This window comes from Amycolatopsis sp. cg9 (genome assembly GCF_041346945.1).
Classification (GTDB): domain Bacteria; phylum Actinomycetota; class Actinomycetes; order Mycobacteriales; family Pseudonocardiaceae; genus Amycolatopsis.
The window spans coordinates 8,505,431-8,525,225 of sequence record NZ_CP166850.1; the positions used below are offsets into that span (position 1 = coordinate 8,505,431).

At 73.4% G+C, this 19,795-nt stretch carries 23 protein-coding genes; 11 read left to right on the plus strand and 12 right to left on the minus strand.

Features of this window, described 5'->3' with window-relative positions; all coding sequences use genetic code 11:
• The first annotated feature begins 7 nt into the window (after nucleotides 1-7).
• Nucleotides 8-1,459, plus strand: a complete 1,452-nt coding sequence (locus AB5J73_RS39215; protein WP_370963904.1) for a hypothetical protein — start codon at nucleotides 8-10, stop codon at nucleotides 1,457-1,459.
• 39 nt (nucleotides 1,460-1,498) lie between these two features.
• On the opposite strand, the gene AB5J73_RS39220 is transcribed toward AB5J73_RS39215, so the two are convergent.
• Nucleotides 1,499-1,966, minus strand: coding sequence for a DUF4231 domain-containing protein (locus tag AB5J73_RS39220; protein ID WP_370963906.1), 468 nt, complete (start codon nucleotides 1,964-1,966; stop codon nucleotides 1,499-1,501).
• A gap of 56 nt (nucleotides 1,967-2,022) precedes the next feature.
• Nucleotides 2,023-3,708 (minus strand): AMP-binding protein, encoded by a 1,686-nt coding sequence (locus tag AB5J73_RS39225; protein WP_370963907.1) that lies wholly within the window; start codon nucleotides 3,706-3,708, stop codon nucleotides 2,023-2,025.
• Between the two features lie 93 nt (nucleotides 3,709-3,801).
• Here AB5J73_RS39225 and AB5J73_RS39230 point away from each other — a divergent pair, with 93 nt between their 5' ends.
• Nucleotides 3,802-4,599: a LuxR C-terminal-related transcriptional regulator gene (locus tag AB5J73_RS39230; RefSeq protein WP_370963909.1), complete on the plus strand. Its 798-nt coding sequence runs from the start codon at nucleotides 3,802-3,804 to the stop codon at nucleotides 4,597-4,599.
• 4 nt (nucleotides 4,600-4,603) lie between these two features.
• On the opposite strand, the gene AB5J73_RS39235 is transcribed toward AB5J73_RS39230, so the two are convergent.
• From AB5J73_RS39235 to AB5J73_RS39245, 3 genes are read right to left on the minus strand one after another with little or no spacing between them, the layout of a single operon-like run.
• Nucleotides 4,604-5,545, minus strand: coding sequence for an amidohydrolase family protein (locus AB5J73_RS39235; RefSeq protein ID WP_370963911.1), 942 nt, complete (start codon nucleotides 5,543-5,545; stop codon nucleotides 4,604-4,606).
• Nucleotides 5,542-6,585, minus strand: coding sequence for an amidohydrolase family protein (locus AB5J73_RS39240; protein ID WP_370963912.1), 1,044 nt, complete (start codon nucleotides 6,583-6,585; stop codon nucleotides 5,542-5,544). Before AB5J73_RS39240 ends, AB5J73_RS39235 begins: the two co-directional genes overlap by 4 nt.
• Nucleotides 6,582-7,301, minus strand: a complete 720-nt coding sequence (locus AB5J73_RS39245) for a GntR family transcriptional regulator (RefSeq protein ID WP_370963913.1) — start codon at nucleotides 7,299-7,301, stop codon at nucleotides 6,582-6,584. The genes AB5J73_RS39240 and AB5J73_RS39245 overlap by 4 nt, the downstream gene beginning before the upstream one ends.
• Before the next feature lie 108 nt (nucleotides 7,302-7,409).
• Between AB5J73_RS39245 and AB5J73_RS39250 the strand changes: the two genes are divergently transcribed.
• The 6 genes from AB5J73_RS39250 to AB5J73_RS39275 all read left to right on the plus strand — a co-directional run bounded on the left by AB5J73_RS39250 (nucleotide 7,410) and on the right by AB5J73_RS39275 (nucleotide 12,971).
• Nucleotides 7,410-8,252: a fumarylacetoacetate hydrolase family protein gene (locus tag AB5J73_RS39250; protein ID WP_370963914.1), complete on the plus strand. Its 843-nt coding sequence runs from the start codon at nucleotides 7,410-7,412 to the stop codon at nucleotides 8,250-8,252.
• The gene (locus tag AB5J73_RS39255; protein WP_370963916.1) at nucleotides 8,249-8,779 is read left to right on the plus strand and encodes a flavin reductase family protein; all 531 of its coding nucleotides are present in this window, start codon (nucleotides 8,249-8,251) and stop codon (nucleotides 8,777-8,779) included. The genes AB5J73_RS39250 and AB5J73_RS39255 overlap by 4 nt, the downstream gene beginning before the upstream one ends.
• A gap of 25 nt (nucleotides 8,780-8,804) precedes the next feature.
• On the plus strand, nucleotides 8,805-10,001 hold the full coding sequence (locus AB5J73_RS39260; protein ID WP_370963918.1) for an acyl-CoA dehydrogenase family protein: 1,197 nt from the start codon (nucleotides 8,805-8,807) through the stop codon (nucleotides 9,999-10,001).
• A gap of 18 nt (nucleotides 10,002-10,019) precedes the next feature.
• The gene (locus AB5J73_RS39265) at nucleotides 10,020-10,940 is read left to right on the plus strand and encodes a VOC family protein (protein WP_370963920.1); all 921 of its coding nucleotides are present in this window, start codon (nucleotides 10,020-10,022) and stop codon (nucleotides 10,938-10,940) included.
• A gap of 85 nt (nucleotides 10,941-11,025) precedes the next feature.
• Nucleotides 11,026-11,730 (plus strand): DUF6218 family protein, encoded by a 705-nt coding sequence (locus AB5J73_RS39270; RefSeq protein ID WP_370963922.1) that lies wholly within the window; start codon nucleotides 11,026-11,028, stop codon nucleotides 11,728-11,730.
• The gene (locus tag AB5J73_RS39275) at nucleotides 11,727-12,971 is read left to right on the plus strand and encodes an exonuclease domain-containing protein (RefSeq protein WP_370963923.1); all 1,245 of its coding nucleotides are present in this window, start codon (nucleotides 11,727-11,729) and stop codon (nucleotides 12,969-12,971) included. The genes AB5J73_RS39270 and AB5J73_RS39275 overlap by 4 nt, the downstream gene beginning before the upstream one ends.
• Nucleotides 12,972-12,981: 10 nt before the next feature.
• Here AB5J73_RS39275 and AB5J73_RS39280 read toward each other — a convergent pair whose 3' ends face one another.
• Nucleotides 12,982-14,427, minus strand: coding sequence for an aldehyde dehydrogenase (locus AB5J73_RS39280; RefSeq protein WP_370963925.1), 1,446 nt, complete (start codon nucleotides 14,425-14,427; stop codon nucleotides 12,982-12,984).
• Between the two features lie 116 nt (nucleotides 14,428-14,543).
• A complete protein-coding gene (locus AB5J73_RS39285) occupies nucleotides 14,544-14,933 on the minus strand; it encodes a hypothetical protein (RefSeq protein WP_370963927.1) in 390 nt (129 codons plus the stop codon).
• A 139-nt stretch (nucleotides 14,934-15,072) separates the two neighbouring features.
• On the opposite strand from AB5J73_RS39285, the gene AB5J73_RS39290 reads away from it, so the two are divergent.
• Complete coding sequence (locus AB5J73_RS39290; RefSeq protein ID WP_370963929.1) at nucleotides 15,073-15,351, plus strand: hypothetical protein; 279 nt, start codon at nucleotides 15,073-15,075, stop codon at nucleotides 15,349-15,351.
• A gap of 99 nt (nucleotides 15,352-15,450) precedes the next feature.
• A complete protein-coding gene (locus AB5J73_RS39295; protein ID WP_370963930.1) occupies nucleotides 15,451-15,660 on the plus strand; it encodes a three-helix bundle dimerization domain-containing protein in 210 nt (69 codons plus the stop codon).
• 29 nt (nucleotides 15,661-15,689) lie between these two features.
• Here the strand turns inward: AB5J73_RS39295 and AB5J73_RS39300 are convergent, their stop codons facing one another.
• Nucleotides 15,690-16,172: a TspO/MBR family protein gene (locus tag AB5J73_RS39300; RefSeq protein WP_370963932.1), complete on the minus strand. Its 483-nt coding sequence runs from the start codon at nucleotides 16,170-16,172 to the stop codon at nucleotides 15,690-15,692.
• Between the two features lie 136 nt (nucleotides 16,173-16,308).
• Between AB5J73_RS39300 and AB5J73_RS39305 the strand changes: the two genes are divergently transcribed.
• Nucleotides 16,309-17,535 carry an NAD(P)/FAD-dependent oxidoreductase gene (locus AB5J73_RS39305; protein ID WP_370963933.1) on the plus strand — a complete coding sequence of 409 codons (1,227 nt, stop codon included), beginning with the start codon at nucleotides 16,309-16,311 and terminating at the stop codon, nucleotides 17,533-17,535.
• Nucleotides 17,536-17,539: 4 nt separating this feature from the next.
• Here AB5J73_RS39305 and AB5J73_RS39310 read toward each other — a convergent pair whose 3' ends face one another.
• The 4 genes from AB5J73_RS39310 to AB5J73_RS39325 form a co-directional block, all read right to left on the minus strand.
• Nucleotides 17,540-17,806: a hypothetical protein gene (locus AB5J73_RS39310; RefSeq protein ID WP_370963935.1), complete on the minus strand. Its 267-nt coding sequence runs from the start codon at nucleotides 17,804-17,806 to the stop codon at nucleotides 17,540-17,542.
• A gap of 193 nt (nucleotides 17,807-17,999) precedes the next feature.
• Nucleotides 18,000-18,197, minus strand: a complete 198-nt coding sequence (locus tag AB5J73_RS39315; protein WP_370963936.1) for an MbtH family protein — start codon at nucleotides 18,195-18,197, stop codon at nucleotides 18,000-18,002.
• Nucleotides 18,197-19,372 (minus strand): MFS transporter, encoded by a 1,176-nt coding sequence (locus tag AB5J73_RS39320; protein ID WP_370963937.1) that lies wholly within the window; start codon nucleotides 19,370-19,372, stop codon nucleotides 18,197-18,199. Before AB5J73_RS39320 ends, AB5J73_RS39315 begins: the two co-directional genes overlap by 1 nt.
• Complete coding sequence (locus AB5J73_RS39325) at nucleotides 19,369-19,755, minus strand: hypothetical protein (RefSeq protein WP_370963938.1); 387 nt, start codon at nucleotides 19,753-19,755, stop codon at nucleotides 19,369-19,371. The genes AB5J73_RS39320 and AB5J73_RS39325 overlap by 4 nt, the downstream gene beginning before the upstream one ends.
• Between the last annotated feature and the right edge of the window lie 40 nt (nucleotides 19,756-19,795).

The window sequence follows — 19,795 nt, forward strand, 5'->3', positions numbered from 1 at the left end:
ACACACCATGAAACCATCCATTCGCGCACTGCTCGCGAGCCTCGTGGCCGGCACGGCCGCGCTGCTGGTCCCCGGCGTCGCCCACGCGGCGGCGCCGTCCAACGACGACTTCGGCTCCGCCACGCCCGTCACCGCGCTGCCGTTCCAGGCGTCCCAGGACGCCCGCGAGGCGACGACGGCGCCCGGCGACCCGACGCCGTGCGGGACCTACACCACCTGGAACGTCTGGTACGACTACACCGCCGCCGCGGACGCGATCGTCCGGGTGACACCGTCGTCGAGCACCTCCGCGCGACCGTTCGTCGCGGTCTACACCGGTGACCGCGGTGCGCTGACGCAGGTGCCGGGCGCCTGCGCGGCGTGGGGCAACCCCGGTTCGGCGACGTTCCACGCCACCGCCGGGACGACCTACCACGTCCTGCTCGCCCAGCAGTACAACCAGGGCGACCTGACCGTCGGGTTCGCCGCGGTGCCGCCGGCGCCGAACGACGACTTCGCCACCGGCCCGGCGGTCACGGTCCCCGGGCAATACGCCGGCGACCTGACCGTGGCCTCGGCCGAGCCCGGCGAAGTCAAGCCGAGCTGCGACCCGGCAGCCGAACGGTCCGTGTGGTTCCGGTTCACCCCCGACCGCACCCGGCCGGTGAGCGTGCGGGCGATGTACGACTGGGGCCCGGGCATCACGGTGTACCGCGGCACGGCACCGGACGCACTGTCCGAAGTGGACTGCGTGGCCTCCGGCGACCGCCGCCCCGCCGTGTTCTCCGGCGTCGCCGGGGAGACGTACCAGATCCGCGTCGCCGACGACGTCGACGCCGCGTCGCTGTACAACATCGAGCTCGAGGTGGCACCGCCCCTTTCGCCGTGGGTCAGCACGTACCCGGACACCCCGACGGTCTACGACGAGGTCACCATGACGCCCTACACGGGCGACAGCCTGAACCGGCAGTTCGTCAGCGGTGAGGTGCGCTTCGGCGACGGCGGTTCGGCCCCCATCACCGGCGCGCCGATCAAGCACCGCTACGCCGCCGACGGCGAGTACCGCGTCGAGGTGACCGGTGCGACCGCCGACGGCCGCACCGGGACCGCCGCCGGCACGCTGAAGGTCGAGACGCACGACGTCGCGCTGTCGGACTTCGTCGTGCCGGCCAAGGCGCGGGTGGACGACACCAAGCAGATCAAGGTGTCGGTCTCGAACACCCGCTACGCCGAGACCGTCACGGTCACGCTGTACCGGCTGACCGACCAGGGCTACTACCAGCAGGTCGGGAAGGCGGAGCAGTGGGTGCCGGCGGCGGCGGGCCGCAAGACGGTGTTCCCGTTCGCGTACACGTACACGGCGGCGGACGTCGCGGCGGGCAAGACGTCGTTCAAGGTGGTGGCGAGCATCGACGCCCCCTACCCCGGCGACGCCCGCCCCGCCGACAACGAGCTCCTCGGCACGACGACGGTCCGCTAACCGGCTCGTGAGTGGGAAACAGGGTCAGAACCCTGTTTCTCACTCACGACCGGTGTTCTCCTGCAGCTTGCGCCGCCGGGTCGCCCAGCGCTGGGTCTCCGAGGTGACGATCTCGTCGACGGCGGCCAGCAGCGCCCGGCGGTCCGCCTCGCCGCGGCGGTCTTCGGGCAGCAGGCGGTACTGGTGGATGACGCTCCGCAGGTCCGACCAGCGGCCGATGAACTCGACCCAGTTCTCGTGCCAGTCGAAGGAGCGGCGCAACCCGGTGACGACCAGGGTGGTCGCGGCCAGCACCGCGGTGACCCAGGCCGTGGCCCCGAGCGCGGCGGCGACCGTGGTGGCCGCCGAGCCGAGCAGCAGCGCGACCTCGGTGACGCGGTTGGCGAGCCGGTTCCGGTCGGCGTTCCGCCGGTACCACCCCAGCTCCCGAAGCGCGACGGCCAGCGCGGGATCCGGCTCGTCCCACGGGTCGTCGGCGCTCTCGCCACGAGGACTTCGCGAATTCATGGCGCGACAGTAGCGCCTCGCGAGGGCTGCGCCCGTCGCCGACGTCTTGACCGGCCTCACCCCGCGAAGTCGTGCTCGGTGTACTCACCCTCGACCGGCCCCGCCCCCGCGTGCAGCTCCTCCTCGCGCTCCCGCAGCTCGACGCGGCGGATCTTGCCCGAGATCGTCTTCGGCAGGCCGGCGAACTCGAGCCGCCGGATCCGCTTGTACGGCGCCAGGTTCTCCCGCGCGTACCGCAGGATCGCGGCCGCCGTGCCCGCGTCCGGCCGGTGGCCGGCGGCGAGGACGACGTACGCCTTCGGCACCGCCAGCCGCACCGGGTCGGGCGACGGGACGACCGCCGCCTCGGCCACGGCTTCGTGCTCCAGCAGCACGCTCTCCAGCTCGAACGGCGAGATCCGGTAGTCCGAGGCCTTGAACACGTCGTCGGCGCGGCCGACGTAGGTGAGGTAGCCGTCTTCGTCGCGGCTGCCGACATCGCCGGTGTGGTAGAAGCCGCCACGCATGACCTCGGCGGTGCGCTCGGGGTCGTCGCGGTAGCCCGCCATCAACCCGAGCGGGCGGTCGCGCAGGTCGAGGCAGATCTCACCCTCGTCACCGGGCTCGCCGGTCGCCGGGTCGACGAGCACGACCGGGTAGCCGGGCATCGGGCGGCCCATCGACCCGGGCTTGACCCGCTGGCCGGGCGCGTTGGCGATCTGGACGGTGGTCTCCGTCTGGCCGAAGCCGTCCCGGATCGTGACGCCCCAGGCCCGCTCGACCTGCTCGATCACCTCGGGGTTGAGCGGCTCCCCCGCCCCGACGACCTTCTCCGGCGGCGTCTTGAGCGTCGTCAGGTCGGCCTGGATGAGCATCCGCCACACCGTCGGCGGCGCGCAGAAGCTCGTCACCCCGCACCGGTCCATCTGCGCCAGCAACGCGTTCGCGTCGAAGCGTTCGTAGTTGAAGATGAACACGGTCGCCCCCGCGTTCCACGGCGCGAAGACGTTGCTCCACGCGTGTTTCGCCCAGCCCGGCGAGGAGATGTTGAGGTGGACGTCGCCGGGTTCGAGCCCGATCCAGTACATCGTGGACAGGTGGCCCACCGGGTAGCTGGCGTGCGTGTGCTCGACCAGCTTCGGCAGCGCCGTCGTGCCGGAGGTGAAGTACAGCAGCAGGGGGTCCGACGCCCGGGTCGGGCCGTCCGGGGTGAACTCGGGCTCGCTCGCGTACGCCCGGCCGAAGTCCAGCCAGCCCTCGGCGGGCTCGCCGACGGCGATCCGGGTGTAGCCGCCGTCCGGGAACTTGGCGGTGTCGCGGTCGCGGGCCACGACGTGCCGGACGCGGCCGCGGGTGACGCGGTCGGGCAGGTCGGCCGGGCCGAGCAGGGTGGACGCGGGGATCACCACGGCACCGAGCTTCATCGCCGCGAGCAGCACCTCCCACAGCTCCACCTGGTTGCCCAGCATGAGCAGCAGCCGGTCGCCCCGGCGGACGCCCTGCGCGCGCAGCCAGTTCGCGACCCGGTTCGAGCGTTCGGCGAGCTCGGCGAACGTGTACTTCGCTTCGCTGCCGTCCTCCTCGACCAGCCACAGGGCGGGCCGCGCCGCCGACTCCGGGTCCGCGGCCAGCGCGTCGAACCAGTCGAGCGCCCAGTTGAACCCGGTCAGCTCGGGCCACCGGAACCCGGCGACGGCGGTGTCGTGGTCGTCGCGGTGCGCAAGCAGGAACCGGCGGGCGGACCGGAACGGCTCGTCAGTCATGGGCTCTCCTCGTCGAGTGCGGGGCCGTATCATCCGGAGCACCCGCCCCTGCCGACTACCCCCGAGCGGGGGTACCCCCTTGGGAGGCCCACCGTGGTGCTGCGCCCCGCCGACGGCGACCTCTACCGGCAGGCCCTGCGCGGCGTCCGGCAGCGCACCGGGGTGCCGCTGGCCTTCGCCGGCGAGCTGCGTGACCGGCGGCTGGTGCTCTCCCACTTCCTCGGCGCCCGGACGAGCGGGCTGCGCGACCTGCGGGTCGAGCCGGGCAAGGGCGTCGGCGGGACGGTGCTCGCCCGGCTGCGCCCGCACGGGGTGGCCGACTACCGGGCGGCCCGGTCGATCACCCACGACTACGACGACCCGGTGCTCGGCGAAGGCATCCAGGCGACGATCGCCGTCCCGGTCGCGGCCCGCGGCCGCGTCCACGGCGTGCTCTACGCGGCGGTCCGCGACGACCGGCCGCTCGGCGACCGCGCCACCGCCGCCCTGCTCGCCATCGCCGACGGCGTGGCCCGCGAGCTGGCGATCCGTGACGAGGTCGACCACCGCTTGGAACTGCTCGGCGCGGCCGAACCGGGCGGCCTCCCCGAGCTGCGCGCCGAGCTGGCCGCCATCGCGGCCGACGCGCCCCCGGGCCCGCTCCGCGACCGCCTGCTGCGCGCGTGCGCGCGGTTCGACGGCCCGCCCGTCCCCGAGACGTCGTTGTCCGCACGGGAACTCGACGTCCTCGGCCAGGTGGCACTGGGCTGCACGAACGCGGAAGCCGCCGCACGGCTCGCGCTGAAGCCCGAGACCGTGAAGGCGTACTTGCGCAGCGCGATGGCGAAGCTCGGCGTGCACGGCCGCCGGCAGGCCGTGCAAGCCGCCCGCCGGCTCGGCGTCCTCCCCTGACCGGTCAGCGCCGCGGGAACAGCTTCGCGCAGTTGCGGGTCGTCAGCTCCCGCCAGGTCGTTCCGGCCGGCTGCGGTGCCGCGTCGATGCTCGCCAGCTGGGCGTCCACCGCCGCCGGCGGGGTCCAGCAGAAGTCGCTGCCGTACAGCAGGCGGCCGGTGCCGAACGCGCGCTCGAACGCCGGGACCTGGTGCGGGAACGGCGTTCCCGCGATGTCGAACCACAGCTCGCCGATCTGCTCGGGCACCGTCGGGCCGGCGGTCTCCCCGGTGAACGCCGAGCGGAACAGCTCGAGGCGCCCGGCCAGCAGCGGCAGCACCCCGCCGCCGTGGGTGAAGATCCACGGGACGCCCGGGTACTGCGTGAGGACGCCCGCGAAGACCAGGTCGCTCACCGCGCGGCCGGTGTCGTAGAGGAACTCCAGCATCGGCCGCGGCCTGCCGAGCGCGATCTCCGCGGCGTGCGGGGGTGACGTCGGGTGGACGAACACCGGCGTCCGGCGGCGCTCCAGCTCGGTCCACAAGGGAGCGAACGCCGGGTCGCCGAGGTAGCGGCCGGCCGCGTTGGTCTCGACCGTGACCCCGTCGCAGCCCAGTTCGTCCACGGCGTGGGCGAGTTCGGCCAGCGCACCGTCCACATCGGGCAGTGGCAGGGACGCGAACTGCCCGAACCGGTCCGGGTGCGCGCGGCGGGCCTCCGCTCCGGTCTCGTTGACGTGCCGCGCGAGTTGCCGCGCCGCGGCGTCGTCGCCGAAGTGGACACCCGGCGACGAAATCGACAGCAGGGAAACCGCGACGCCCCAGCGGTCCATCAGCTCGAGGTGCCGCGTCGCCGACCAGGTGGGCCAGCCCGGCATGCCGTCCGGCGAGCCGTGCCCGGCCGCGATCGCGGCTTCGACGTACTCCGGGGTGAGGAAGTGCGCGTGGACGTCGACCAGCCCGGTCACGCGACGACCTCGCCGGCCGCCCAGACGCGGCGGACCTTCGCCGTCGCCGTGATGTCCCGGGTCGGGTCGCCGTCGACGAGCACCAGGTCCGCCCGCAGTCCTTCCCGTACGGCCCCGCGATCCGGCAGCCCGAAGTGGCGGGCCGGCAGCTCGGTCGCCGCGCGCAGGACGTCCACTTCGGACAGTCCGGCGCCGGCCAGCAGGCCGAGCTCTTCGTGCAGGCTCGCGCCCTGGACGACCGGGAACGGCAGCATCGGCGCGGAAAAGGCGTCCGTGCCGGCGAGGATCGGCACGCCGGCCGCGTGCAGCGCCGCGACCGAGCGGCGGCCGGCCTCGTAGCCCTCGGCGCCGAGCTTGGTCGTCAGCGCCGCCATCATCGCCAGCGTGGGCACGGCGACCTGGCCCTGCTCGGCCATCCGGGACGCGGTCTCCGCGTCGAGGACGCCGTCGCGCGGGACGTGGGTGACGACGTCCGCGCCGGCCCGGACGGCGCGGCGGAAGGCGTCGACGGACGAAGCGTGGGCGACGGTGCGCTTGCCGTGCGCCTTGCCCTCGGCGACCACGGCGTCGATGGTCGCCTGGTCGAGCAGGTCTCCCTCGATGACGACCTTGAGGTAGTCGGACCCCTCGGCGACGCGGCGCGCGACGAACTCCGCGGCCTGCCCGGGCGCGGTGAGGATCGCCTCCGCGGGCATGCCCGGCATCTTCGCGTGGTTTCCGCACGGGCCGATGGCGGGCAGGCCCGCGCTGCGGATGTCGGGCACCCGGCCGCGGAACGAGTCGACGCGCTCGCGGGGCCAGCACGCCATGTCGAGCGCCGTGGTGATCCCGTGGGCGGCCAGTGCGCTCAGGTCGTCCGGGGTGAGCAGGTGCACGTGGGCGTCGATGAGGCCGGGCAGCAGGGTGGCGCCCGCGCAGTCGACGACCTCGGCGCCGGCCGCGTCGGCCCCGAGCACCGCGTCGTCGAGCACGACGGTCGTGGGTTCGGTCAGGCCGGCGCCGTCGAAGACGCGCACACCGGTCAAAGCGGTCTTGGTCATGAGTCCTTCCCCGCGGCGGCCGGGCCCCACGAGGCCGGTTCGACGCTGAAGCTGGTCTCCATCAGGATCTCCCGCGTGCGGTTGACGTGCGCCTCGAACCGGGCGACCGCGAGGTCGGCGTCGTGCGCCAAGGCCGCGTCCACCAGGCCCTGGTGCTCACCCGCGACGTCGCGGTGCCGCTGCTCGCCGCCGGGGCCGGACCAGGCGCGGTAGAGCTCCGCGGCGTCGGACAGCCGGGTGCAGATGTCCAGCAGCACCGCGTTGCCGCACGCCTTGATCAGCGTGTGGTGGAACTCCAGGTGCGCGCGGGCCCAGTCCTCGTTGCGCCGCAGCGGCGGCCCGGGCAGGAGCATCGCCTGACCGGCGAGCCGGTGGTGCGCGGCCAGCACCTCCGACTCCCAGGTGACGCCGCCGCGCTGCACGGACAGCCGCAGCGCCGAGCCTTCGTTGATCGCCCTGGCCTCGGTCAGGTCCGTGAGCGCCTGCATCGACAGCGGCGTGACCCGGAACCCGCGGTTGCGGTCGACCTGCACGAGGTCCTTGGCCGCGAGCAGGCCCAGCGCTTCGCGCACGACGCTGAGGCTGACCCCGAAGTCGCTGCTCAGATCGGCGGGCTTCAGGCGCTCCCCCGGCGCCAGCTCGCCGTTGAGGACCGCCGACCGCAGCCGGGTGTACACCGACACGGCCAGGCTCTCGCCACCCGCTCTCTTCGCCATGCCGAGACGGTAACACACTCTCCGCTCAAGAATCGATTCTTGTCTTGACAGTCGGATATCGCGAGCAGAGTATGAATCGCATCGGCACTTCGATCGAAAGGGCCTTCCATGCGGATCGCCAACCTCGCCGGCCGGCTCGTCCTCCTCACCGGGGGCGGCGCCGTCGACGTCGAGCGCGCCAGTGCGCAGCGCTTCTCCGCCGACCCCCACGCCGTCTACGCCCGCTGGGACGAGTTCGTCGCCTGGGCGGCCGGCGTCCCGGCCACCGGCGCCGAACCGTTCGACGAGGCCGGGCTGCGGGCTCCGTCGCCGACGCCGTCCCAGGTCTTCGGCGTCGGGCTGAACTACCGCGACCACGCGGCCGAGTCCGGGCTCGGCCTGCCGGACTCCCCCGCCGTGTTCACCAAGTTCCCCAGCTGCCTGACCGGTCCCCACGGCGGGATCGCGCTCACCGGGTCCACTGTGGACTGGGAGGTCGAGCTCGTCGCCGTCATCGGCCGCGAGGCGCGGCACGTGCCCGCCGAGCGCGGCTGGGAGCACGTCGCCGGGCTGACCGCCGGCCAGGACCTCTCCGACCGGACCGTGCAGCTGGCCGGCCCGGCCCCGCAGTTCAGCCTCGGCAAGTCCGCGCCCGGGTTCGGGCCGACCGGGCCGTGGCTGGTCACGCCGGACGAGTTCGCCGACCGCGACGACCTGGAACTGAGCTCCGAGGTCAACGGCGAGCCCGTGCAGAAGGGCCGGACCAGCGACCTCGTCTTCCCGGTGGCCGAACTGGTCGCGCGGCTCTCGGCGATCCTGCCGCTGCGGCCGGGCGACCTGATCTTCACCGGCACCCCGGCCGGTGTCGGCGTGGCCCGCACCCCGCAGCGGTTCCTCGCCGCCGGGGACGAGCTGGTCACCACGGTCGAAGGCATCGGCTCGATGCGTCACCGGTTCACGGGACCGTCGTGACCACGGTCGACGCGGCCCGGTTCCGCGCGGTGATGGCCGCGGTCTGCGCGCCGGTCACGGTCGTCACCACGACCGCAGCCGGCGGGCCGCGGGGCGCCACCGTCAGCTCGTTCACTTCGCTGTCCCTGGACCCGCCGCTGGTGAGCGTCGCCTTCGACCGCCGCTCGGCGCTGCTGGCCGAGATCCTCGACGCGGGCCGGTTCGGCGTGAACCTGCTCGGCCAGGGCCAGGACGACCTCGCCGTCCGGTTCGCCACCCGCGGCGCCGACCGCTTCGGCGGCGAGACCGCGTGGTTCACCGACGCCGGCCTGCCCCGGCTGCGCGACGCCGCCGGCTGGGTGGCCTGCGACCTGGACCGGGTCGTCGGGGCCGGCGACCACCTCCTGCTGTTCGGCCTGGTCACCGCGCTCGGCCGGGCCGAGCTGCCGCCGCTCGTCTACGCCCACCGCACGTTCGGCACCCACTCGCGCTACGCCGAGCGGCCCCGCCCGCTCATCACCGACCAGATCGCCGCCTGCGCCCGCTGACCCGCCCCGGAAGGACGACGACGTCATGACCCTCGCGACCGAACAGCCCGCGCCCACGCTCGACCGGCTCCTCGCCCGCATCGCCGAACTCCAGCCGCTGCTGGAGAAGAACGCCGCCCAGGGCGAGGCCGACCGGCGCGTCGTCGAAGAAAGCATCGCCGCGCTGACCGGCGCCGGCGCGTTCAAGATCGCCCAGCCCCGCCGCTACGGCGGGTACGGGCTCCCGGTCCGCGCGATGCTCGACGTCTCCGCCGCGGTCGCCGAGGCCGACGGCGGGACCGCCTGGGTGGTCGCGCTGAGCAACGTCTGCGCGTGGCTCGCCGGCCTGTTCGGCAGGCAGGCGCAAGACGACATCTGGGGCGCGGACCCCGGCGCGAAGGTGTCCGGCGTGCTCGCCCCGACCGCCGAGACGACCAAAGTGGACGGTGGTTGGCGCGTCACCGGGCGCTGGTACTACAACTCCGGCTCGTGGCACGCCGACTGGGCGGGGCTGGGCATCCCGCTGACCGACGAGCGCGGCGAGGTCGTCGACCAGGGCCTGGCCCTGCTCCCCCGCACCGACCTCGGCTTCGAGGACACCTGGTTCGTCGCCGGGATGCGTTCGTCGGGGTCCAACTGCCTGATCGCCGACGACGTCTTCGTGCCGGCGCACCGCGTCATGTCGGTGCCGCCCGCCATCGGCGGGCAGTACGCGGTCGACGCGCCCGAAGAGGACCTGTTCCGCGCCGCGCTCGTCCCCGTCCTGACGCTGGTGCTGGCCGGTCCGCAGCTCGGTCTCGGCCGCAAGGCGCTGAAGCTGGTGAAGGAGAAGGCCGGCCGCAAGGCGGTCTCGTACACGAGCTACGCGACGCAGGCCGACTCCGTCGCCTTCCAGCTGCAGCTCGCCGAAGCGGCGATGCGGATCGACACCGCCCACCTGCACGCCTACCGGGCGGCCGACGACATCGACGCGGCCTCGGCGGCGGGCACCTACCCCGGCGTCGAAGCCCGCGCCCGGGTGCGCGCGGACACCGGCTGGGCGGTCGAGAACATCACCCGCGCCATCGACGTCCTGCTTTCGGCGCACGGCGCGGGCAGCTTCGCCGACGTCAACCCGCTGCAGCGGATCTGGCGCGACTCGGCGGTCGCCGCCCGGCACGCGATCGTGCTGCCCGCGGTCAACTACGAGGTCTACGGCAAGGCGCTGCTCGGGCGCGACGACCAGATCACCCCGCTCATCTGAACCCGCGGAGGAACCGGCATGAGCCTGCACCGCCTCACCAAGATCACCATCGGCGTCCCGGACGTCGACGAAACCGCCAAGTACTACACGGAATTCGGCCTGACGCCGACCGAGTCCGGGTTCGCCACCGCCGACGGCGGCGAACAGCTGGAACTGCGCCAGGCCCGGCAGCGCCGGCTGCTGACCCTGGGCATCGGCGCCGACGACCCGGACGACCTCGGCCGCATCGCCGCATCGCTGGCCCGCCTCGACGTCGAAAGCCGCGTCGAGAGCGGCGAACTGTACACAAAGGACCCGGTGACCGGGCTCGACGTCGTCGTGTCGGTCGCGCCTCGCCTGCGCCAGGAACCGCCGGAACCGGCGGCGTACAACCAGCCCGGCTCGATCCGGCGCGCGAACACCCGCGCCCCCGGCATCGACCGCGAGCCGCCGGTGCGGCCGCGCAAGCTCGGCCACGTCGTGTTCGGTTCGACCGACCAGGCCGCGACACAGCGGTTCTTCACCGAAGGCCTCGGGTTCAAGGTCAGCGACGAGGCCCCCGGCCTGGCCGCGTTCATGCGCTGCTCGACCGACCACCACAACGTGCTGGTGCAGCAGGCCCCGGTGAGCTTCCTGCACCACACGTCGTGGGAGGTCGACGACGTCGACGAGGTCGGCCGCGGCGCCACCGCGATGCTCCAGGGGCACCCCGAGCGCCACACGTGGGGCCTGGGCCGGCACTACATCGGCTCGAACTTCTTCTGGTACCTGCGCGACCCGGCCGGCAACTTCTCCGAGTACTACTCCGACATCGACTGCATCCTCGAAGACCAGCTGTGGGAACCCCGCGTCGTCGCCGGCGAGAAGAGCCTCTACGCGTGGGGCCCGCCACCCCCACCGTCATTCCTCGCACCGGAGGACCTGGCAGACCTGATGACCGACGCCCACGACGGCGCGTGAGCGAGCCGGCCGCAGCGATTTCCGGCCACCTGTAACAACCCTCCCGCGTCGGCGACTTGATCTCAGTCGACGAAGGAGGCGGTCGGTGACGGACCTGACCATGGTGGAACCATTCGAAAAGCTCGAGGCACTGCGGGCGCCGGGAAGCGCCGTGCTCTGCGTGGGCACCGGTGACCACGAGGCCGAGGTTCTGGCGGCCTGGCACGTGAGCCCCGGTGGCGACCCCACCGGGGCTTGGCTCGTTCCCGTGGCCGAAGCGTTCACCGCACCGGATGCGGCACGGCGTCTCCTGAGCCTCGTCGAGCGGCGTGCGATCGCCGCCGTCCACCCGGAGGATGTGCAGGACTGGCTCAAGCGGCTGTCCGCCGCGGCGGACTCCGGCATCGAGGACGGCTGGTGGCTGCCGCAGCTGTTTTCGCCGGTGGAAGCATTCCGCGAAGCCGCGCAGCGAAGGCAGCGGTACGACCGCACGGTCGAGGCCGCGCGCCAGGAAAGCAAGACGATCACCCCGCTGGAGTGGACGCACGACATCCCCCTCGACCCCGAGATCGAGGACTTCGCTTCGCTGCAGCGAGTCGCCCGCATTTCGCCCGCACCCGGGACGCCCGTGGTGTCCGAAGCCCTGTCGATCGCGCGCACGCTGAGGTGGCTGGTGTCGGTCTGGGCGGAAACCGAGCAGGTGAAGGGCCGGCGCCGGTACGTCCAGGCCGAACACGGAGACGCCGAACCGCTGCCGCCCCGGTGGCTGGCCGCGGTGCAGGCCGCCGGCGCCAACCGGCTGCCGCTGTGAAGCCCGTGCACGGCTACGCCGTCATCGACACCGAGACCACCGGGATCCGCACCGGCCGGCACCACCGCATCGCGGAGATCGCGGTCGTCCACGTGGACCCGCACGGGCGGATCACCGACGAGTGGGTGACGCTGGTCAACCCCGATCGCGACCTGGGTCCCCAGGCCATCCACGGCATCCGGGCCGCCGACGCACGCCGGGCGCCCCGGTTCGGGGACCTCGCCGGGGAACTCGTCCAGCGCCTGAGCGGGCGCGTGGTGGTCGCGCACAACTGGGCGTTCGACGCGATGCACCTGCGTGCGGAATTCGGCCGCCTGGGCATCGGCACACCGTTCGAGACCGACGCCGGGCTCTGCACCATGCGCGCGGCAGGCCGGGCGCGCCTGGGTTCCGGGCGGTCCTTGGTGGACTGCTGCGCGGCCGCCAGGCTGCCCGAACGCTCGTGGCACACCGCCCTCGACGACGCACGAGGAGCCGGTGACCTGCTCGGGTTCCTCCTGCGGTCCGCGCCGAACGCGGTCGCCGTGACCGAGACCCACCTGCGTGCGGCGAACTGGGCCTGGCCCCGGCTCGCCCGAAGCACGGTTCGCACTGTTCAGCGCACGGCGGTCGGGCACGTCGAGCCGCACTTCCTCGCCAGGCTCGTCGAACGGATGCCGCGAGACGGCGAACCGGTGGTCGACGCGTACTTCGCGATGCTCGACGACGCCTTGCTCGACCGGCAGATCTCGGCGACCGAGGGTGACGCGCTCGTCGGCCTCGCCCACGACCTCGGCCTGCACAAGAACGAGGTCGTGGCTCTGCACCTGAGCTACCTGCGGGACTTGGCCCGCGAGGCCTGGGCGGACCAGGTGGTCACCGACGACGAGCGGAAGGACCTGCTCACGGTCGCCACGCTGCTGGCACTCGATTCCGGGATCGTCGAAACGATCCTCGACGAGGAACGCGACGCCGGGCAGGCACCGGTGCCGGGCCACGACCGGAAGGTGGGCGGACTCGTCCTGCGGCCGGGTGACAAGGTGGTGCTCACCGGGGACATGCGCCGGGGACGCACGGAGATCGTGGCCGACGCCGCCGCGGCCGGGATCCGCGTCACCACCGCGGTCAGCGAGCAGACGCGGGTACTCGCCGCGGCCGACCCCGACTCCCTGTCGGGCAAGGCCAAGCGAGCGCGTGAATGCGGTGTCCCGGTGGTCTCCGAAGCCGCCTTCCTCCAGGCACTCGCCAGGCTCGGGCGATGAGCTGATCCGGTCAGCGGGGCAGGTGCACCGTCTGCAGTGCCTGGTACGCCGTCAGCCCCTCCGGGCCCAGCTCGCGGCCGAGGCCCGAGTCCTTCACCCCGCCGAACGGGGCGGCCGGGTCGACCGTGTACGTGTTGATGCCGATCGTTCCCGTGCGGATCCGGCTCGCGACCGCTTGGCCGCGGGCCGGGTCGGTGGTCCAGACCGTGCCGCCCAGGCCGTACGGGGAGTCGTTGGCGATGGCGATCGCCTCTTCGTCGGTCTCGTACTTGATGATCGACAGGACCGGGCCGAAGATCTCTTCGCGGGCGATCGTCGAGTGGTTGTCGACGTCGGCGAACACCGTGGGCTCGACGAACCACCCGCGGGACTGGCCGGCCGGGCGGCCGCCGCCGGTGGTCAGGCGGGCGCCCTCCGCCAGGCCCTTCGCGATGTAGCCCTCGACGCGCTCGCGCTGGGCCGCCGAGGCCAGTGGGCCGATCTGGGTCGCCGGGTCGAGGGCGTCGCCGACGGCGAGGCTCGCCGCGAAGCCGGTGAACGTCTCGACGATCTCGTCGTAGCGGCTCGCCGGGGCGAGGATGCGGGTGGTGAGGTGGCAGGTCTGGCCGTTGTTGACCAGCGTCGACAGGAACAGGTCCTGCGGGTTCGCGGTCAGGTCGGCGTCGTCCAGCACGATCGCCGCGGACTTGCCGCCCAGCTCGAGCGTGACCGGGCGCAGCAGCCGGCCGCACGTCTCGGCGATCTGCCGTCCGGCGGCCGTCGAGCCGGTGAACGCGACCTTGTCCACCCCCGGGTGGGACACCAGGTGGGCGCCGCCCTCGCGGCCGCTCTGCACGATGTTGAGCACGCCGGGCGGGAACCCGGCCTCGTCGACCGCCTCGGCGAACAGCTGCGCGTCCAGCACCGTGCCCGGGCTCGGCTTGAGGACCAGCGTGCACCCGGCCGCCAGCGCCGGGCCGAGCTTGAACGCGGCCAGCGTCATCGGCAGGTTCCACGGCACGATCGCGCCGACCACGCCGACCGGCGTCCGCCGCACGCGGACCTTGCCGCCGAGCAGGCCGTCCCGCGGCTCGTCGAGCACGGCGGTCCGGATCAGGCCCGCGTAGTAGCGCAGGATCAGCTGCGGGAACCCGCCCTCGACTGCGTTGGCGATCGAGATCGGCAGGCCGTTCTGGCTGCTGACCCGCCGCGCCGTCTCCCCGGCGCGCGCGTCGAGCGCGACCGCCAGCCGCTCCATCACCGCCGCGCGCTCGGCCGGCTCCCAGGAGCTCCAGCCGACGGGGTCGTCGAACGCGGTCCGGGCGGCCGCCACCGCGGCGTCGATGTCGGCCTCGACCGCTTCGGGCACCCGCCCGATGACCTCTTCGGTGCTGGCCGAGACGACCTCGATGGTCCGGGCCGAAGCCGGCGCGACCCACTTGCCGCCGATGTACAGGGATTCGTAGACCAGGTCCACGGTCCGACTCCGTCCTTCGACCGGGCATTGCCGCCAGTAAAGCAGCGCGCGGTCGCCGGGGATTATCCGTTCGTGCGGTGCTCCGGGAACCGCTCGATCGATCGGCCGGACCGGCGTCAGCGGTGCGCCCCCGCGGCGCGGAAGGAGGCGATCCGGATCCGCAACCCGCGCAGGTGGACCAGGTCGATGGCGAACCCCGCCGCGGGCTCGTCGAGCCGGCACGGGCCCGTCAGGTGGACGAACTCGTCCACCGGGTCGAAGCGCGGTTCCGACCACACCGCCGCGTCGCCCGCCCCGGCCTCGCGGCGGGCGCGGGCCAGCCAGTAGACCGGCAGCTTCATCACTTCGCCCAACGCCTTGTCCAAGGCGGCGAGGTCGGTCTCGGCGACCGCGAGTCCCCGGCCGTCCTGGACGCGGGGCGCCCCGGACGAGGCGGCGTGGGTGAACGTCGCGGTGTCGCCGGACGCGGTGATCGTCCAGTCGGCCACGGTGGTGCGGGTGGGCATCACGGCTCCCTGCGGTCGCGGCCCCCAGGTCGGGACACCGTAGTCGATCATCCCGGTTCGACGGCGCAAGCGCCCGACATGTTCAGCTGCCGTTCACCGGATCATCACCTCGCGGCCGGGGTTGTGCGAGGCTGATCCCATGCACGATCAAGCACCGAGATCCGTGGCCGAACTGGCCGCGGACCCGGACTGGGTGGTCACCCGCACCGGCACGACCGGGCAGTGGCTCACCGCCGAACGCACCCTCGACCGGAACGGCCACCGGCGGCTCGTCGGCCTCACCCCGATCCGGCCCGGCACGGTCGCGCTCATGCTCTGGTCCGGCGGCGACGTCGTCGAGCACTTCCGCGGCACCGAAGCCGAGGCGTGCGCCACGGCCCACCGGTGGGCGGCCGAGTTCCTGGCCGGCGAGCGGTAGGACCAGGGCCGGCCTGGATCTCGTTGTTCACCTCCGGTTCACCTTCCGGCCGTCTCATGGGGAATGTTCCCGGTACGACGGTCAACCGGAAGGTGCACGATGAGCACACTGGACACGATGGCTTCCGAAGCGCTCGACACCCACTTCGCCCAGCTCGAGGACCGCTTGGGCCACGACTACGCGCACGTCGCGCGGCCCCGGCTGCACGACCTGGTCGACGGCGAACGCGCCCGGTTCGCCGGCGCCCGCATCCACGCCTTCGTCCCGATCCTGGTCGAACGGGCCGTCCGGGCGGCGCTGACCCGCTGAGCCGACCGCGATCGTCGTCCTCGGGTCGGTTACGGGTTGAGGACGACGATCGCCGCGTTCAGGGCCGTCGCGAACAGCGTCCACGCCAGGTACGGCACCTGCAGTGCCGCCGCCACCTGCGACCGGCGGCGGAACACCACCAGCGTCACCGCGACGACGACGTCGAGGACCACGATCTCCACCAGCGCCAGCGAGTAGGCGCCCGCCGCGAAGAACAACGGTGTCCACGCCGCGTTGAGGACCAGGCCGGCCGCGTACCACGCGAACTCCCGGCGGGTGCCCGACGCTCGCCAGAACAGCCAGCCCGACACGGCGATCAACAAGTACAGCACCGTCCACACCGGACCGAAGAGCCACGACGGCGGTGCCCACGACGGCTGGACGAGCGCGCCGTAGACCTCGCGCGACCGCGTCGCCGCGAGGCCGCCGACGACGGCCACCGCGGCCACCGCGGCGAGGAAGCCGGCCAGGACCGCCACCGGGGCGGGGCGGGAGCGGGGCAGTGTCGTCACGGCGGTTCTCCTCCGGGCTCTCGATGCACGGGCGATGCGGGATACCTCGAAGCCTAGGGCCGAAGCCGCGCGATCGCGCGGTGAAAAGCTACTCACGACCGATGCGGTCCAGCCCGATTCGTTGCAGTATCGATCCATGACCACCCACGAAACGGACGTCGTCGTCATCGGCGCCGGGCTCGCCGGGCTCGCCGCCGCGCGGCGCCTGCACGAGGCCGGGCTCGAGTGCGCGGTGCTGGAGGCCGGCGACGACGTCGGCGGGCGCGTGCGCACCGACGTCGTCGACGGCTTCCGGCTCGACCGCGGCTTCCAGGTCCTCAACCCCGCCTACCCGGCGATCCGGCGGCTCGTCGACGTCGGCGCGCTGCGGCTGGGCCGGTTCTGGCGCGCGGTCCGCGTCGCCGACGACGACCGCGTCTCGCTGCTCGGGCACCCGCTCGACGCCCCGAAGGCGCTGCGTGACGTCGCGGCGCGCCGGTACCTCTCGGCGAAGGACCTGGTCGCGCTCGGCACGCTCTCCGCCCGCGTCGCCGCCGGCCCGGCCCGCGCGATCGTGCGAGGCGACGACGGGACGACCGCCGACGTGCTGAGCGGCGCCGGGCTGTCCGACCGGGCCGTGGCCACTGTCCTGCGCCCCTTCCTGTCCGGCGTCTTCCTCGAAGCCGAGCTCAGCACTTCGGCCCGGTTCTTCCAGCTGGTGTGGCGGAGTTTCCTGCGCTCCGCGCCGTCGCTGCCCGCCGGCGGCATGGGCGAACTCCCCCGGCAGCTGGCCCGGCACCTGCCGGCGGGTTCGCTGCACACCGGCACCCCGGTCGAGCGGATCGGGCCGGGCGAGGTGCGCACCGCCGGCGGCGACGTCTGGACCGCGCGCACGGTCGTCGTGGCGACCGACGGCACGACGGCGTCGCAGCTGGTCGACGGCGTCGCGGAGCCGCTGTGGAACGGCGTGACGACCTGGTACTTCGCGCCGGACGAGCGCCCGTCGCGCGAGCCCGTCATCATGGTCGACGCCCGGGGCGGCCCCGTCGTGAACACGGCCGTGCTGAGCGAAGTGTGCCCCTCCTACGCACCCCCGGGAGCCGCGCTGGTGAGCGCGTCGGCGCTGACCCCCCTCGCGGAGCCCGAGGTCCGGCGGGCACTCGGCCGGATGTACCGCGCCGACGCGACCCGCTGGCCGCTGGTCGGCCGGTACGAGATCCCGCACGCGCTCCCGGCCATGCCCGCGCCGCACCCGATCCGCCGCGAAGTCCGCTGGGGCGAGGGGATCTACGTGTGCGGGGACCACCGCGACACGAGCTCGCTGCAGGGTGCCCTCGCCTCGGGCGGCCGGACGGCCCGCGCGGTGCTGGCCGACCGGTCGTGAGGGCTCAGCGGAGTCCGACGAGCAGCCGGTCGGCGGTGTCCCAGTGCTCGAACTTGCCGTCCTGCGCGAGGGCCTGCGGGATGACCCACTTCGCGAGCATGTCCATCGGGCCGGCCGCCACGAGCCGTTCCGGTCCGTCGTAGTAGCTGTTCCGCCAGTCTTGGACGATACGGCAGGCCGCGTCGATCTCGACCGAGTAGTACTCGTGCGTCACCGGGTCGATGACGTGCACGCTCAAGCGGGACCGGTCGGCCCAGGAGGGGATTCGCACCCGCAGCGCGAAGGTGCCGGAGCCGCCGACACGGCTCCCCGTCCCCGCGGACCTGCGAACGCGAGAGGAGGAGCGCCGGCAACGACGCGATCGCACCGTCCCCGAAGCCGATCGACCCGGAATTCCGGCGGCTCGCAGGACTCGCCGGCCGGCCGGGGCGGTCTCGGCGTGGGAAACCGCCCCGGCCCGCGGCTTACCGCGCCGCCATGCGGTCGCGGAGGCTGCGGGGGCGCATGTCCGTCCACACTTCGTCCACGTGGTCCATGCACTCCTGGCGGGTGCCCGTCGTGCCGTCCGGGCGCCAGCCCGCCGGTACCTCCTTGTCCGCCGGCCAGAGCGAGTACTGCTCCTCGTCGTTGACCAGGACCTGGAAGGTGGTGTTGTCGTCCATCAGGGGTTCCTTTCCGTTGCGGGACCGGGTGTTTCTTCGAGCTCGCGTGCCTGCGTGGCCGCGGGGAAACCGCGGAGGGTGCCGCTGCACGTCGTCAGGATGGTGACCACGGCGATGGCCGCCGCGCAGGTCAGGACCGCCGCCGGGCCGGGGAGGGCCTCCACCAGCCAGCCGCCCAGTGCCGGGCCGAGCGCCGCCGCGAGGCCGCCCGTCACGCCGAGGACTCCGCCGAGGCGGCCGCGGAGGTGGTCGGGGGTGAACAGGAGCTGGTAGGTGCTGATCGTCGTGTTGGCCGCCGGCGGCAGGAACGCGATCACGGCGAACAGCGCGCCCATCACGTATCCGTTGTGGACGAAGACGGCGAGCGGGGTCAGTACCGTCAGCGCCCAGAACACCCCGGCGATCAGCAGGTACGGGCTGAGCTTGCGGTGCAGGTACGGCGCCGCGAGCGAGCCGAGGATCCCGCCCGCGCCGAGCATCGCCGCCATCACGCCGATTTCGCCGGACGGCACGCCGCGCTCGTTCGCCAGCACGATGATCACGAGGTAGTACGCCGAGAAGAACAGGTTCAGGCTCACCACGCAGAAGACCGTGACGCGCAGCCGCGGCTGCTGCCACACCCACCGCAGCCCTTCGAGGATCTCCCGGCCCAGGTGCGCGGGCGCCCGCCCGGCCGGCGCCGGACGGCCCGGCAGCCGCACGAACACCAGCGACACGAACGCGAAGACGTGCGCCACCACGTCGAAGGCGAACGGCACCACCCGGCCCACCGCGAACAGGAACCCGCCGAGCGCGGTGCCCGACAGCTGCCCGGCACTGGTCCTGGCCGCGTTCAACGCGACCGCCGCCGGCACCTGGTCGTCCGGCACCAGCCGCGGCAGGCTCGCTTCTTCCGCCGGCTCGAACAACGCGCGGCACACACCCATCACGACGGCGACCGCGACCAGCAGCCCGACACCGCCCACACCCGCCCACAGCGCCAGCACCAGCCCGGCGGCCGCGACCGCTTGCACCGCCTCGCACCCGAGCATGACCAGCTTCCGCGGCCAGCGGTCGACCAGCGCCCCGGCGGGCAACCCGGCGACCAGCTGGGCGATCGCAACCGCACCGACGACCAGGCCCGACTGCGCGGCGGACCCGGTGAGGGCCAGCACCAGCAGGGGAAACGCGATCATGGTCGTGCTGAAGCCGGCCTCCGAGACGACCTGGCCGGTCCACAGCAGGCGGTAGTCGCGGTTACCCCGGAGCCGCGCCGACAGCCGCCGCCGATCGGCGGCGGCGGCATGGTCAGGGGCAGCGCCGGAACCGCTGCCGTCCCCGGCGCGGCCAGACGCAGCGCCGGAACCGGCGGTGCCGGCACCCGCATCCCCGGCACCGGCAGCGCCAGCGCTCGCACCGGCAGCGTCCGCGGCACCAACGCCGGCGCCGGCAGTGCCGGCGTTGCCCGCAGCGCCAACGGCGGCACCGCCACCGGCACCGGCACCGGCACCACGGCCACGGCCAACGCCAGCGTCGGCCACAGCGCCCCCACCGGCGCGAAGCCGATCAGCCGCGGCATCGTCGGCCTGGTCGCCTTCCGTCATACGGCTGGGCAGGTG

Bases quoted from the DNA above. Each gene is read 5' to 3' on its own strand.
- AB5J73_RS39215 (WP_370963904.1), top strand. From the start codon at position 8: ATGAAACCATCCATTCGCGCACTGCTCGCGAGCCTCGTGGCCGGCACG.
- AB5J73_RS39220 (WP_370963906.1), bottom strand. From the start codon at position 1,966: ATGAATTCGCGAAGTCCTCGTGGCGAGAGCGCCGACGACCCGTGGGAC.
- AB5J73_RS39225 (WP_370963907.1), bottom strand. From the start codon at position 3,708: ATGACTGACGAGCCGTTCCGGTCCGCCCGCCGGTTCCTGCTTGCGCAC.
- AB5J73_RS39240 (WP_370963912.1), bottom strand. From the start codon at position 6,585: ATGACCAAGACCGCTTTGACCGGTGTGCGCGTCTTCGACGGCGCCGGC.
- AB5J73_RS39245 (WP_370963913.1), bottom strand. From the start codon at position 7,301: ATGGCGAAGAGAGCGGGTGGCGAGAGCCTGGCCGTGTCGGTGTACACC.
- AB5J73_RS39250 (WP_370963914.1), top strand. From the start codon at position 7,410: ATGCGGATCGCCAACCTCGCCGGCCGGCTCGTCCTCCTCACCGGGGGC.
- AB5J73_RS39260 (WP_370963918.1), top strand. From the start codon at position 8,805: ATGACCCTCGCGACCGAACAGCCCGCGCCCACGCTCGACCGGCTCCTC.
- AB5J73_RS39265 (WP_370963920.1), top strand. From the start codon at position 10,020: ATGAGCCTGCACCGCCTCACCAAGATCACCATCGGCGTCCCGGACGTC.
- AB5J73_RS39285 (WP_370963927.1), bottom strand. From the start codon at position 14,933: ATGCCCACCCGCACCACCGTGGCCGACTGGACGATCACCGCGTCCGGC.
- AB5J73_RS39290 (WP_370963929.1), top strand. From the start codon at position 15,073: ATGCACGATCAAGCACCGAGATCCGTGGCCGAACTGGCCGCGGACCCG.
- AB5J73_RS39295 (WP_370963930.1), top strand. From the start codon at position 15,451: ATGAGCACACTGGACACGATGGCTTCCGAAGCGCTCGACACCCACTTC.
- AB5J73_RS39305 (WP_370963933.1), top strand. From the start codon at position 16,309: ATGACCACCCACGAAACGGACGTCGTCGTCATCGGCGCCGGGCTCGCC.
- AB5J73_RS39315 (WP_370963936.1), bottom strand. From the start codon at position 18,197: ATGGACGACAACACCACCTTCCAGGTCCTGGTCAACGACGAGGAGCAG.
- AB5J73_RS39320 (WP_370963937.1), bottom strand. From the start codon at position 19,372: ATGATCGCGTTTCCCCTGCTGGTGCTGGCCCTCACCGGGTCCGCCGCG.
- AB5J73_RS39325 (WP_370963938.1), bottom strand. From the start codon at position 19,755: ATGCCGCGGCTGATCGGCTTCGCGCCGGTGGGGGCGCTGTGGCCGACG.